Origin of the sequence: Providencia sp. PROV061, assembly GCF_011045655.1 — a bacterium.
In the GTDB taxonomy this organism is placed as follows: domain Bacteria; phylum Pseudomonadota; class Gammaproteobacteria; order Enterobacterales; family Enterobacteriaceae; genus Providencia; species Providencia hangzhouensis.
Genome location: NZ_CP042861.1, coordinates 725,945 through 740,326 on the forward strand (window position 1 = coordinate 725,945; position 14,382 = coordinate 740,326).

Annotated in this window: 10 protein-coding genes; 3 read left to right on the plus strand and 7 right to left on the minus strand. The window is 42.3% G+C overall.

The genetic code is table 11. From position 1 onward, the window contains the following. Positions 1 to 25: 25 nt before the first annotated feature. Positions 26 to 520: a GNAT family N-acetyltransferase gene (locus tag FVA72_RS03235; protein ID WP_110592443.1), complete on the minus strand. Its 495-nt coding sequence runs from the start codon at positions 518 to 520 to the stop codon at positions 26 to 28. A 205-nt stretch (positions 521 to 725) separates the two neighbouring features. Here FVA72_RS03235 and FVA72_RS03240 point away from each other — a divergent pair, with 205 nt between their 5' ends. Further along, a complete protein-coding gene (locus FVA72_RS03240; RefSeq protein ID WP_110592442.1) occupies positions 726 to 1,727 on the plus strand; it encodes a hypothetical protein in 1,002 nt (333 codons plus the stop codon). Between the two features lie 72 nt (positions 1,728 to 1,799). On the opposite strand, the gene FVA72_RS03245 is transcribed toward FVA72_RS03240, so the two are convergent. The 5 genes from FVA72_RS03245 to FVA72_RS03265 form a co-directional block, all read right to left on the minus strand. Next, positions 1,800 to 4,589 carry a M16 family metallopeptidase gene (locus FVA72_RS03245; RefSeq protein WP_110592441.1) on the minus strand — a complete coding sequence of 930 codons (2,790 nt, stop codon included), beginning with the start codon at positions 4,587 to 4,589 and terminating at the stop codon, positions 1,800 to 1,802. Continuing rightward, complete coding sequence (locus FVA72_RS03250) at positions 4,579 to 6,285, minus strand: ABC transporter ATP-binding protein/permease (RefSeq protein ID WP_110592440.1); 1,707 nt, start codon at positions 6,283 to 6,285, stop codon at positions 4,579 to 4,581. Before FVA72_RS03250 ends, FVA72_RS03245 begins: the two co-directional genes overlap by 11 nt. 62 nt (positions 6,286 to 6,347) lie before the next feature. Then, the gene (locus FVA72_RS03255; RefSeq protein ID WP_110592439.1) at positions 6,348 to 9,119 is read right to left on the minus strand and encodes a secretin and TonB N-terminal domain-containing protein; all 2,772 of its coding nucleotides are present in this window, start codon (positions 9,117 to 9,119) and stop codon (positions 6,348 to 6,350) included. A gap of 117 nt (positions 9,120 to 9,236) precedes the next feature. Beyond that, on the minus strand, positions 9,237 to 10,223 hold the full coding sequence (locus FVA72_RS03260) for a FecR family protein (protein WP_110592438.1): 987 nt from the start codon (positions 10,221 to 10,223) through the stop codon (positions 9,237 to 9,239). Beyond that, a complete protein-coding gene (locus FVA72_RS03265) occupies positions 10,223 to 10,759 on the minus strand; it encodes an RNA polymerase sigma factor (RefSeq protein ID WP_096864546.1) in 537 nt (178 codons plus the stop codon). Before FVA72_RS03265 ends, FVA72_RS03260 begins: the two co-directional genes overlap by 1 nt. Positions 10,760 to 10,938: 179 nt before the next feature. Between FVA72_RS03265 and FVA72_RS03270 the strand changes: the two genes are divergently transcribed. Beyond that, positions 10,939 to 11,721, plus strand: a complete 783-nt coding sequence (locus FVA72_RS03270) for an energy transducer TonB (protein WP_036958564.1) — start codon at positions 10,939 to 10,941, stop codon at positions 11,719 to 11,721. A 26-nt stretch (positions 11,722 to 11,747) separates the two neighbouring features. Here FVA72_RS03270 and FVA72_RS03275 read toward each other — a convergent pair whose 3' ends face one another. Further along, positions 11,748 to 12,521, minus strand: a complete 774-nt coding sequence (locus FVA72_RS03275; protein WP_110592437.1) for an AhpA/YtjB family protein — start codon at positions 12,519 to 12,521, stop codon at positions 11,748 to 11,750. Positions 12,522 to 12,836: 315 nt separating this feature from the next. Here FVA72_RS03275 and serB point away from each other — a divergent pair, with 315 nt between their 5' ends. Then, a complete protein-coding gene (gene serB / locus FVA72_RS03280) occupies positions 12,837 to 13,814 on the plus strand; it encodes a phosphoserine phosphatase (RefSeq protein ID WP_094962739.1) in 978 nt (325 codons plus the stop codon). Positions 13,815 to 14,382: the final 568 nt, after the last annotated feature.

Sequence of the window (14,382 nt, forward strand, 5' to 3'; positions counted from 1 at the left end):
ACCTATTGTGTGGCATTTTTAATGGCTATTTTTTTATCCGACTCATCATGACGGCATCGACATATTGCCCATCACGAAATGCATAATCTCTCATGCGGCCTTCTAGTTCAAATCCAAACTTTTCATATAGTCCAACACCATTGCCATTTGCTGCAAACACTTCCAATTCAATGCGATGGACATTCAACCAGTTATCGCAGTAATCCACCATCACTTGCATCAGTTGTGAGCCAATACCTTTGCCTTGGTGAGCTTCACTGACGGTAATGCCGAAAGTCGCAACATGGCGACGGCGCACTTGGCTCGGTTGGTTGATCACTAGCAAACCCACAACTTCCTCACCAATGGTGGCAACAAATTGAGTGACGAGTGGGTCATTAGTACCAAGACGGGCTTCCCATGTTTTTTCTGTTGGGTATGGCAGTTGTAAGGTGTTGGCATACGCAGAATAGTCAGCGTGCATTTGGATGATTGCAGGCACATCGTCCAGCGTTGCTCTGCGGATGGTTACGTTGTTCATATCGAATCTCTTTGTCGTTATTTATTATAAGAATATTAATCACATTAAAACGATAACCTGTCAATCGATAGTCATAAACGTCATGAAAGGCATTACAAATTGAGTGACTGAAATTAGACAAAATCGCTATCTGATATCACAACATAATAAATAGATATACGATTTTGGCTATATAGCGTTCAGTAATTTATTCAGAGGAATTATTATGATTGTATCAATGAGCAAAAAAAAATTCACTAGTTTTATAATGACCAAAGTTCAAATAAAGAGTGCTCCAAAAAAAATTAAAAAATATGTTACTAAACAAATAAAAAATATTAAGCAGACTCCAAAATCATCACCTATAAATCTAAGAGGGAAGAATAATATTGATGATATTAAACATGCAGATATTCCTCTTCACAATGTATTTAAAGATAGTAATCGAATCGAAGCTGGACTTGAAAGAAATGAATATAGAATAAGAGTCATTGAGAAGCCGGAATGGCCACCATTAATGGAAGCGATTGCCATTCCCTATGAAATGGAAGAAAGCTTCTATAGCTTATTGAAAAATAATAAAGTAGATGAGAGAGATGTTGATTTAATTAAAGAAATAATTAGCAAAATGAAATCATCGGATGACATTGTTATTAAACTTTATGATTTTTATGAGCTTTTTTTAGATAAAGAATATGTTACAAATAAATTTATAATTAGCTATTTAGAAGAACCAATGGAGATAGCTAAAGATACACAGCGTAGTAATTTAGAATCTTTTCTTCCTCTACCACCACAAGAAACTATAACAATACCAGAACCAATTGATGTTGCTGATAAGTTATATGAAGAATTAGCTAAAACCATTTCTAAAATGAGTAGGTTAAAGAATGTTCCCGATGAACTATTTATCCACTTTAAAAATAATATTTTAAAATTAAAGGAAAATGAGAAACCAGATGTATTTATTGAGAAACTAAATGCGCTATTCGAATATGCATTTGATATCTTATCACAGACAACGCTGGATAGAATTAAGAGTAATCTTGGTGATTGCATAAAAATAGAGACTGAAATGGTCAATCCTGTCCATATATACGATGATGCCAAGATTAAACCTAAAAGCTTACGGGAGCGATTATTAAATGCTATTGAATGGAAATTATTTTTCTTTATAAAAAAAACAAGAGAGGTTTATTTAGAGATAAAAAAATTCTTTCGTTTTTGAATAGCAATAATGATAGTGCAGGATAGAAACAGCCAACAATATAGTGTTGGCTTTCTAGCCTTAATTTAGTAATCAAGGCGTCATCATAAACACTTTTGAATTCTGCCCTAAATATTGATGCGCTAAACGGTTAATATCCTCAACGGTGAGCTGGCGAATAATATCTTGTTCTTGGTTTAAACGCTGGTATTGCCCATCATCGCTGGCAATCTGCGCCAGCGCTTCAGTCCAGTAGCTTGAGCTATCAGTGACTTGTGAATTTTCAGTGAGCCAAATATTTTTTGCTTCGGTTAGCTCTTTTTCACTTACACCCGTTTGACGAATTTGACCTATTGTTTTTTGGGCGATTTGCGTCATTTCTTCAGCACGTTCAGGTGAGGTGGTGAAATTCAAGCGAGCGAGGTAGTACGGCTGGGTTTTTTTTGCGAGCATCTGAGAAAAGCCCAGTGCATAAATACCACTGGCTTTCTCACGTAGTTCACCACGTAAGCGTTGGCTAACAATGGTATCAATTAATTGAATCGCTAAGCTGTCTTGTTGGTTCCACACAGCGGGTGATGCGAATTGAATACTCACCATGCTTTTATCACTGCTGCTGATAGGATAGGTTTTATTAAAACTCGCCATTTTTGGCATGATCCCTTGGTCGCGAGATACCAGTTTTTGGTTACTTTGTGGTAATGATGCAACCCATTGCTCTAACAATGGTTTTAGCTCACGGCTATTCATTGCACCTGTAATGACCAGTGTCATATCTGCTGTTGAGGTGAGTAATTGGCGGTTAGCTTGCTGCAACTGCTGAGCCGTAAATTGCTGCCAGCTACCCTGTGGGTTAATCACCAAAAATTCACCATGGGTATAGCTTTCCCGATTAATATTATCAAGGAAAGTGCGTTCTACGGGGGTTTTGGCTAAATTTAAAGCAAAGGATTGTTTTTGTTGCTCTAATTTTTCACCACTAAATTGCGGAGCGGTGAGTTTTAAATTGAGTAACTGTAGCGCCGTTTCGAGGTTATCGACAGGGGCTTTTCCGCGAAAACCATGTGTGAGCAATTCGCTGTATGGGCGAACGCTAATTTGGTTTTGCTTTGCCAGCAGAGCCAGATCGCGCGCGCTGTAATTTCCATAACCGCTGCTTTCAGGAAGTTTCAACGCCCAATCCGTTAAACCTGCCGTTTGTTGTGTTTCTAACGAACGGCCACCCGGTAATTGCAAGTTAAATTGAATATCATCTTTCAGGTTTTTATCTGTTTTAACAATTACCTGAATGCCATTACTCAAAGTCCAATGTTCCGTTTTTTCAACGGGCAGCTTAGATTGATCAACAATACTGCCTTTTATGGATTGGGGTAATTGCAGTTGAATGGCTTTGGAGCGCAGCGTAAATGGCCCTGGTGTGCTTTGGCGTATTTTAAGCCATTGCTGATTAAATGCCGATTTATCAATAGTAGGGGCATCAGTATCAGGCCCAATTAATGCTAAACGCGGGGAAGCGGTTTGTAGGAATTTAGCGACATGCTGTTGTAAGTCCTGCGGCTTAACGGATTTCATTAACTGGTAGCTGTTATCTAACTGTTGGCGCTTATTCCACATTGGCATGTCGTATTCAAGCGCCGTCGTCAGTTGCCCTGCTAAATATTCATTACTATAACGTTGCTCTGAAGCGGCTTGCAGGCTGAATTTTTTCAACATCGCTTGCTTTGCAGAATCAAGTTCTTCTTGGGTAACTGGCTCAGTAGCAAGGCGTTGTAATTCTGTAAATAAAATCTCAGTTGCACCTTGGTAATCATTACCTTTCGGGTGGATGATCATCAACTGTTGTAAGCGCTGGTTATCTAACATTGCCCCTTGTCCATTGATGCTAATCGACGGCAAAATGCCGTTATCCACCATAACGGAGAAACGTTGGTTTAAAATGGCCAACCAGAGGTTATCCAGTAAATCTTCCGACTGCCCTAAACGGGTATTTAGCGGTGCGCTAACATCCTTTTGTAAGGCAAATTGCACATAACGCGCCCCTTGCTCTTTATCAAATACACCTTGCACTAACATATTGGTTGAATGGGCAAATTGTTTCCATTGCGGGTTATCTTCTGCCACTTTTTTGGGTTTAGGGAGCGCAAATAAATTATCAACCTGATTGCGTACTGATGAACTATTGAAATCACCAATAATTAATAGTGACATTCGCTGAGGCTGATACCATGTTTGATAATAGTCTTTCGCTTGCTCAATCGGAGCATTGCGTACCACATCTAATGAGCCAATTGGGTTGCGATCGACGTAACGGCTACCGTGGTAGCGTAATTTTTCTAAGCTGTCATTGATGCGATAGCCCATCCCTTGGCGTAAGCGCCACTCTTCGACAATTACAGGGCGCTCTTTTTCAAAGGCTTCTTGGTCAAAGGTCATATTTGACGCCCAATCGGCCATCACTTGTAAGCCTGTGGCGACTTGTGCTGTCGTGGCTTCGGGGAGTGATAATTTATATAGCGTGGAATTTAAACTCGTAATGGCATTCACATGGCTACCGAGTTTAAGCCCTTGGTGTTCCAGCTGTTTGAACCCCGTGGTTCCCGGAAAATGCTTGGTGCCTTTAAACGCCATATGTTCAGTAAAGTGTGCGAGGCCAAGCTGCTGTTCATTTTCTTGTAATGAGCCGCTACTGACCAATAAACGCAGTTCAACTCCGGGTTGATTACGTTGCAGAAGGTAAACTTGTAGCCCATTGTCGAGTTGATAGTGTTGAAGGTCACCGCGCACAGGTAACAGTGAGGTTGAATTTTGGCTCACCGATGTACTGCCTGCGCAGCCACCGAGCAGAATGCTTATCAATGTGGCGAAGGTAATTTTATGAAGCATATTCAGGCGTTCCTGTATTTAAAGATTTTTCACTCGTAGGCTCCACGAGCAATATGTGTTGTTCCGCAAATTGAGCAACGAAGCTCTGATGGCTAACCAAAACAATGGCGCTGTCATGTAACTCAGCTTTCAATAGAGCGAGGAGTTCTAATGCACTGTTTTCATCGAGGGCGGAGGTGGTTTCATCCAATAAAAGCAGTTTGGGTCTATTGAGCAATAAACGCGCAAACATAATGCGCTGCTGTTCTCCACCAGATAAGCGGTTGTTCCAATCGGTTTCGAGTGCTAATTGATGATGCAGTTTTTCTAAACCGACTAACATCAATGCATATTGAAAATCTTGCTGGCTAAATTGGGATGCCGCTTTGGGATAAGCCAATAAGCTATCAAGCCGACTGATTGGTAAATAGAGGCGCTGTGGGATCCACATAACTTTTTCTGTTCGGCTGATAGTACCGTTAAAGAAAGGCCAATGCCCACTTAGCGTGCGTAATAAGGTGGACTTACCAACACCAGAACGGCCACGAATCAAGGTTAATTCGCCTTGTTTGGCGGTTATATTCACGGAATTAATTAAGCAGCGGTTGTCTGCGGTAGAAACGGATAATTTAGCGATCAGAGGTGGCGATTTTTCGTCGATAGTAACCACCGCTTTGTTATCGTTTTCCAATAAAACCACAAAGTTGTATAAACGGGAGACTGTGGCTTGCCATGCGGCGATTTCTTTATAGGCAAAAATAAACCAACCAAGAGAAGTCGCAACACTGGTAAAGGCTTGGCGCAATTGCATTAAGCCACCCAACATGATTTCACCCGCAAGGAATTTAGGTAATGCGAGTAATACAGGCGCTAAGGCGGTAACTTGTTGGTAACCCACTGTGTAGAAAGAGAGGTTCCGCTCACAACGGATCAAGCGGTTCCAGTTGCTAATAATTTCACCAAAGCGCCCCATCAGTTCTTTTCTATCTTGAGTTTCACCACGCTGCCCTGCGATGGCATCACCGTGTTGGCGGCAATTAATTAATGAGCTACGGTAATCCGCTTCGCGGCGCTGTTTATCCATATGCAAGCGACGTAGTGGAAAACCTATCCATTGGGTGAGGGCGATACCAATCAAGGTGTAAATGATACAGGCCCAGAACATATAGCCGGGTATGGTCCAGTCGCTATCGGCAAAATTAAACAACAGGCTACCGGAAAGCGTCCAAAGAATGGCTGCAAATGAAATCAGCGTTAGCATTGAGTGAAGGAATGTCACCACTAAATTTAATGTTGATTCAATCAGTAAACGGATATCTTCAGCGATACGTTGGTCTGGGTTATCGGGTTCTTGTGATGTCAGCCTTAACAGGTAATGTTTACTGTTGGGGGATAACCAACGGCTAAGTACTTGCTCAGTCATGCCTTTGCGCCAGCGGATAATCAGCATTTGTTTTAGGTAATTACCCATAACGACGACAAAAATCAGCCCACTAACTAAGATCACAAAGTACTGCAACAGTCCATATAGGGCTTGGCCGTCGAGTTTTTGTAGGGCGTTATAAAAGTCGCCGTTCCACATGTTCATTTTGACGTTGAACCACACCGAGGACAAGGTGAGCCCGAGTGAGGCAAACAGCAGTATCCAGCACAAAAGGGCAGCACGCTGCCCCCAAAAAGGTTTTACTAAATAGAAAAATTGTTTCAGTGTCTTCATGACGTTTTATTCATTTGTTGTTTTAATTGTTTAACGAGTTTTATTGCTCACATTGCTGGGAATTACAGGTCGTAATTGACTTGTAACCAGAACTGACGGCCCGGATCGTAAGATTTCAATACGCGATCTTCAAATACGAAGCGGTCAGCAATATTTTTATTATTCAAGATATTATTCACTTCAACCGAGAAACCAAATCCATGAGCGAATTCAGGCTTCCAACCTAAGCGGGTATCCCACGTATATTTGCTGGCGAAGTTTTGTTTGGTGTACTTACGTAATTGACCAACTTCAGGGTCGCTATAGTAAGAGTTGTCATAACGGACGGCTTGACTACGTGCACCCCACCATTGCAATCGGTTATATAAAGTGAGGTCATATTCGTCCCAGACACTGGTCAGCTCAAAATTGAATTTTATTGGTGAGTTAAAACTGGTTGAAGGCAGTTTTGACGCATCGATGACCTTACCGTCATACCAGACTTTGTTAAGATTCACTTTATTGGCAGGATCGTAAGCGCTGTAGCCTGAGTCTTTTGGCGTATTACTTTCACTTTGTTGCCAAGTGAATGAGGCATTCATGACATGAGAAGCTTCTGCCCATTCCCACGGTTGACTATTTTTCACCGATAATGTAACGGTATCGTGGGAGCTGCGCCCACCGTTATCAAAGGTGCGAATACTACGAGTACTTGGGTCACGAGGGTTATCGTACTTAGTGCGATTTCTGACTTCGTCGTAGCCTTCACGGTGCACATATTGTAAACGCCATGTGGTAGAAAGAACTTCTTGTTGTAGCGCTAAAGTCAGCTCATCGTTATAGGGGGTTTTGAGTGAATCTAACCCTTCATAGTCTTTTTGATTATCCCAATTGTTATTGTCAGGGTTAAGTGAACACGCGAAATTTTTGTCCCAGCCCATGCAATTTTGCATACCGTCATTTTGTGCACCGTATAATGCATAAGTGAGCATTGAGCGGCCATAATAACGGTTAGCTCCCGCTATTAATTGGGTTGCGCCATCACCAAAGACATCGTAGGTTCCGCTTAAACGTGGGGCGATATTGGTACGATTGACAAAATCATCGCGATCCAAACGCACTCCAGGGCGCAGACTCAATTTGCCATATTGAATACTGTCATCAAGGAAGATGGCGTAATTGGTATAATCCGCAGAGTACGAGCCTTTTTTAAACCGAGTAACATTACTTAAGTAACCATCGTATAAATCATCATCAATGATATTGCCAGTGTAGGTGTAACGGAAATAGTCTTGATCACGAATATAGGTGCCTTTGGTGTAATTTACCTCAGCTCCGAGTGTTGGTTGGTGTGTTAATCCAAGCGCATCCTCTTGGGAATTAAAACGCATCACGGTTTTTAGTCCGTGAGTTTTTTGCTTAGACTCTAAGTCGCCAAGACCTCCGCTATTGCGTTCAATCATATTCCAATTGTCGTCGAATGCCCTGATCGTTAGGGAGTATTTCTGGTCGTTATTACGGTTATCTTTTAAGTCTTGTGTATTAGCAGTGATTTCAAATTGGCCTAAATCCAACTGATGTTTAAATACAGCGGTAAAACCTAATCCATCATGGGTTGAATCATAGCCAGAATTGCTGACAGACGAAGAAAATAAGCGGCTATCGTAAGAGGCGTAATTAGCAGATAAATCTAATGAACTTTTATCGGATAAATCCAGTGAATACTTTAAAAAGTAATTATCTGAAGTACGACGCTGATTTTTTTTACCTGAATCAGAAAAAATAGGCTCGACTTGGTTATTTTCCAGCACAAAGGCTTCACCCCCCGTGACTGTCATCGGAATAGTCGAACTACGACGTGAAGCGGAGAAAACTAATCCTGAATTTTCACTCACCCCTAATTCAAACCAGCCACCAAAGTCATTTTTATCGTAGCGGTTTTGAAAGCGAGCAGGGTTGGCGGTATCATTTTTAGTAGTATCAATACCTTGTGTGGAGTCATGAAACAAGTTGTTCCAACCGGAGCGAGTTAAGCGGTAATAGGCATGGGCGCTATTTTCCCCTTGCCAGCGACGGCTATTGACTTCAACGGTTCCCCCTGTAAACCCACCAAATTCGACAGGAATGTTATTGTCATACACTGTCATGCTGTCGATCAGACGGCTATCGATGTAGATCCCTTGGTCGCTACTGCTCAGACGGGTCGCTGTTTCACCGAGACCACTGTCTGCGGGGTCAAAATCATTATTAAAACTAACACCATCAAGGCGATAAGCATTTTGATAGCTGCTTGAGCCGTGGATTGAGATGCGGGAAGGCTTGATTTCTCCTTGGTTCATCGAGTTGCTGTCATTGTTAGCAAATTGGACAGCAGGGTTAGTTTTCATTAAATCGGTGATATTGCCATCACCGGTATTTTTCTGGCTAATCTCTTCAGACGTCACATATTGCGGTGCTGACATAACATCTGTTGCGGGGTGGTTCTGAACAACGCCAGAGACTTGAGTTTCCGGTAATACCAATGTGCCTTGGCTTAAATTTTGCTGACGAATAACGAAAACACCATTTTCATTGATTAACTCTAAGCCGCTACCGATGAGTATTTTTTGTAATGCGGTTTGTGCGGAGTAGTTACCAGACAAGGCAGGTGCTCGTAAGCCATTTAACTGACCTTTATCATAAATCAATTGAATTTGGCCTTGGCGGCTAATTTCAGCCACTGAGGTAGCAAGTGATTGTTCTGGTAATGAAAAATTCATTTCTTGCGCGAAGGCATTTTGACAAATAATGGCACTACTGGCCGCCACAGCAAGGGCGAGCGGCCTTAATCGGCTTTGAGTAAACTGAATAGACATGGTTATCCCTTATTCTTAAGCTGCACAAAAAGTGTGCGACAATAGGTCAGCAAAGTGATGACTAGTTAAGAAGAGGGTGAAATGAGAATTATCCTCACCTGCAAATGAAAATATTTTTTATTTATTTTTTTTATTTTGAATAATCAATACGTTATTTTTATCTCGATAGACGACTTGTACCGGAAGTAATGAAGGAAGGGCTTGAAAAAACTGTTCTGGCTGATGGGTATTGATGCGACCTGAGATTTTACTCTTCGCTAATTGAGCGGGAGAAAGCTCGATATTTATCGATGAATAGTTTTTAAGTTCATCGAGGACTTCTGAAAGTGGTTTATCGACAAAAATTAATTCACCAAAACGCCAACGAGCCACATCTAGCGGGTTGATGTGTTGGCGAGCGATTGGGCTGTTCGGCGATTGACTGACTGCACTGTCACCAGCAAGTAGGAAAACGGGTTGTTTGCTTGCTGCATCTTCAAAACTGACAATGCCTTGGCTGACATTAACGGCAACTTGCTGAGCGACTTTGTTCACTTCAAATTCTGTTCCCACCACTTGAATACGCCGGTTATCAGCTTGAATTATAAAAGGCCGATAGGGGTTGGATTTGACTTTAAAATAAACATTTCCCTGTTCCAGATACAGGTTACGTACTGGAGTTTCATAGGCAACATGAATCCGGGTATTGCGGTTAAGAAACAGCTGGGAACCATCAGGTAAAGTAACTTCTTTAGGCGTATCCGTTGCCACTAAGGTCATATTATTGAGCAACATCGAAGGTAAGTGGCTGTATGGCAAAAACAAAATAGCCGCAATAAAAAATGCTGCTAAGGTATTGCCCAAAGGGCGCCATAAGCGAAAAAAAGGGCGTTTTTCCTTGGGAAGTATTGTGCTAGCAGGGCGCGGCATGTGATCAAAATCGCGCCATAGTCCAGCAATGGCATCATACGCTTTTGCATGTTCAGGTGATGCAGCAATCCATTGTTTGAATTGCTCTGTTTCAAGGGCGCTGATACGTTGGCTGTGCATGCGGGTAAACCACAGCGCGGCTTCTTCATCAATGCGGCTTTCATCATCTGATGTTTGCAAAGAGTCGTGTGTCATTACGAATTATTGCCCTGATTATCAAGGTGTTTTTTACAGTGAACAAGCGCCGCCGCAATATGTTTTTCCACCATACTGATTGAAATTTCCATTCGCTCAGCAATCTCGCTTTGAGATAAGCCATCAAAACGATACAGCAAAAATGCTTCTCGTCGACGGGGGGGTAACGTTTCAAGTGCTTCGCTCAGCCGTTGGATGCGTTGCTGATGTTCCAAGATTTCACTGGGGTCAGCTTGGCTCTGTTCAAAATGTGGCTCATGAGTAACATCATCAATGGATGTTTCTGATTTAGTTTGGCGCTGGTTACGTCGCCAATGGTCAATCAAAACATGATTCGCAATTTTAAACAGATAAGCGCGGCTCTCTTTTACAGGCGTTTGTTCTTTACGGTTTAGCCATAGTGTAAACACATCCTGTGATAAATCATCAGCATCGTTGCTGTTATCTAGCCGATTGCGGAAAAAGCGCACAAGTTGGCTATATGTTGACTGATACGCACCGCTAATTTTACGGGCAAGAGATTTATCAATAGTCATTTTACTGGTGTTAATGTCTTAAAAGAGCACAATTGTGCTGATTAATAATCTGCTCAGATTACTTTATTATTTAAATCAATAAGTTGTTTTAATAATTATGTTTTTACTAATAATAATGAATATCATTTTTGTTTGTATTATGCCTATAATCTGCAAAAAATAAAGTCGTGAGGCAGAATATGAGCAGTATGACGGGCCAGTTAGAGCGCCCGATTTTCCGTCCACTAGGCGGTTTGGTTTTAAGTTGTCTTTTCCATGGAACACTGGCAATCATTTTTATTGGATGGTTTACCTCTTCAATTCCTAAGACCGGGGTATTACCACCAGCAATCTCGTTGCAGCTGGGTGTTTATCAGCTTGAACAGCAGGCTGAGCCTGAAATCAATCATGCCCCTAAACAACACATGACGACGCGTGAGGAATCATTACCTGAAGTGGTTGAAAAGGTGGATAAATTACCTGAAACTGCGATCGTAGATAATGGCACATTGACGAAAGTCAGTGAGAAAAAACGACCACCAAAAAAGACAATTCCACAAGAGAAAAAAGTGATCGACGAAGCACCTGTAACTACGCAGGAGTCGATGGTGACTTCCGCCCCTGCATCAGGGAGTGAATCCAGTAGCAGTGCGAATTTCTCCAGTAATGCGTCTGCGGCAGTGAGTGGGCACCAAGGCTGGCAAAGTGAGGTTCATCAGCGGATAGCCAAGACCAAACGCTATCCACGTGCAGCGTTGCGTTACCGCTCAACTGGGGTCTCTCATATAAAAGTGGTTTTGGATAGTCGGGGTGAAGTGATTGCCGCCAGTTTATTGAATTCATCCGGTACGAAAATACTGGATAAAGAAGCGTTGGCGACAATTTCACGTGCTGCGCCTTTTCCTACCCCGCCAGAGACATTGCTAGTCGATGGCCGGGTCGAGTTTATTGCGCCAATCGTATTCGATACAACGTCTATTTAAATTCAACTCAATAGCCCTTTTTAGGGCTATTTATCAGGTGAATTTGGTCTGTTTTTTGGGGTCGGTCGCTTAGGGCGATAAGGACGAGGTTCTTTTTTTCGTTTTAAACGCGCTGGCTTAGCGGCTGGCGTTCCTTTGCTCTCTTGCTTGCCATCTTCATTACTGTCGTCATCTCCATTATCATCTTGATTTTCCTCTGTATTAACGACGAGCGGAGGGGCTTGCTTGTGGCCTTTCTTTTTCTTTAAACGCAGTAATGTATTTGCTAAAACGAAGCCAATACATAAGGCAAGTAGAATAAAAATTCGTAATACATTGGTGCTGTTATCCGCTTGTTGAATTTCAGCGGCTAGGAGCTCCGTATCAATGGTTAAACGCAAATAGCCTTTTGGCTCTTTTGTGCCTTGGATGGGAACGACAAGCTGGTATTGAAAGTTTTGTAGTGAGGAGTTGTCATCGATGGCCAGCCGTTCTTTCACCGTTGTCGGCTCACCGACTTGAGTGACCAGTGTGCCACTGGCAGTATAGATACTGGCATCTAAAATATACCTATCTTTCACCACGTTATTTAAATTGGCATTAATTCGCTCTAAATTAAAATCTTTACTGCCGGGAACAATATAATCAGATAAGCTGAAAGCAACTTGCTCAGCAAGAACATAAGTCAATTGTTTAAATTGCTCAATTCTGCCTTGGTTTTGGCTATTTCCTAAATAAGAAATACCATGCATAAGTAAAGTTACCAACGCAACGCAGATAACGATAATGACTGTTTTGTGGAGCCTAAAGGTAAGTTTCATTGCTTTATTGGTGCTCTCGACTTATTTTGAGTATAAAGATGCCGTTATACTTTAGCGAATATGGGGTTATCTTCAGTTTTAACAGTAAATACATAAGGTCACAAAGCCTTAAAATTTAGTATAGTGGCTTCGTTCGGCTGCTCGCAACTTATCATTATAAAAAAGTTACACTCTAAATAATTCGAGTTGTATGTAGGCGACAAACGAAGATAGTCCGATGAGCATACATAAGTATGTGATTCGGCTAGCTGAGCGTAGTCAACAACCAGACAACTTGAAGTATGACGAGTATATCGATTACAGGAGCTAATTTTCATGTCAACGAGCTTGACCTATTGTTATCTACCCGACGAAATCCAAAAATGGCCAGGGTTGCCATTGTCATTAAGTGGTGAAGAAGTGATGCCATTGGATTATCGTGCTGGGGACAGTGGGTGGTTATTATATGGCCGCGGCTTAGATAAAGCGCGTATCAGTAATTTCCAACAGCGATTAGGGATCGCTATCGTAATTGTCTCTTCGTGGCGTATTGATGACTACCAAGTGGTCAGAATCGCTGGGAGTATTACACCTCGAATTAAAAAACTCGCTGACGAATGTTTATTAGATGTCGTGCCATTAGGGCAAATTCCACGTTTGCGTTCACCGGGCCTATTACTGATGGATATGGACTCGACAGCGATTCAAATTGAATGTATCGATGAAATTGCTCGCTTAGCAGGGGTAGGGGAGCAGGTTGCTGAAGTGACCGAGCGAGCCATGCTAGGGGAACTCGATTTTACGGAAAGTTTACGAGCACGCGTTAGCTTACTTGAAGGTGCCGACGCCGCTATTCTTGACCAAGTGATGGAAACATTGCCTTTAATGCCGGGCTTAACGAACCTTGTGCGTAAGCTACAAGCGATGAATTGGCACATTGCGATAGCCTCCGGCGGTTTTACTTTCTTTGCGGATAATTTACGTCAACGGCTAAAATTGGTGGCTGCAGTTGCTAACCAGCTAGAAGTGAAAAACGGTAAGTTAACAGGCAAAGTCAAAGGCCCAATTGTAGATGCTAAATATAAAGCGCAAACCTTGATCAAACTGGCGGAAAAACTGGAAATTCCCATTGAGCAAACTGTTGCCATCGGTGACGGGGCAAATGACCTGAAAATGATCCGTAAAGCAGGGCTGGGTATTGCGTATCATGCGAAACCAAAGGTGTATGCAAGGGCGAAGGTTGCGATTCGTCATGCAGATCTGATGGGGGTGATGTGTGTGTTGAGCGGGGGCCTCAAACACGAAGAACGCTAAATATTCTTCATATTTCGTGCTGTGGCGGTGTTGGCTGCACTCGGCTGCTTGGGTCACATACTTGTGTATGCTCCCCAAGACATCCTCTTTTGCCGCCTAGCCACAACCCGAACTATTTTGAATATTGATATCGATATTTTATGGTTTGTGCTGTGGCGGTGTTGGCTGCACTCGGCTGCTTGGGTCACATACTTGTGTATGCTCCCCAAGACATCCTCTTTTGCCGCCTAGCCACAACCCGAACTATTTTGAATATTGATATCGATATTTTATGGTTCGTGCTGTGGCGGTGTTGGCTGCACTCGGCTGCTTGGGTCACATACTGGTGTATGCTCCCCAAGACATCCTCTTTTGCCGCCTAGCCACAACCCGAACTATTTTGAATATTGATATCGATATTTTATGGTTTGTGCTGTGGCGGTGTTGGCTGCACTCGGCTGCTTGGGTCACATACTGGTGTATGCTCCCCAAGACATCCTCCTTTGCCGCCTTGCCACAACGTGAACTATCTAGAGTATTACGGCTAAAGTGTTATGGATAATAAGAACTAAGAACTAAGAACTAAGAA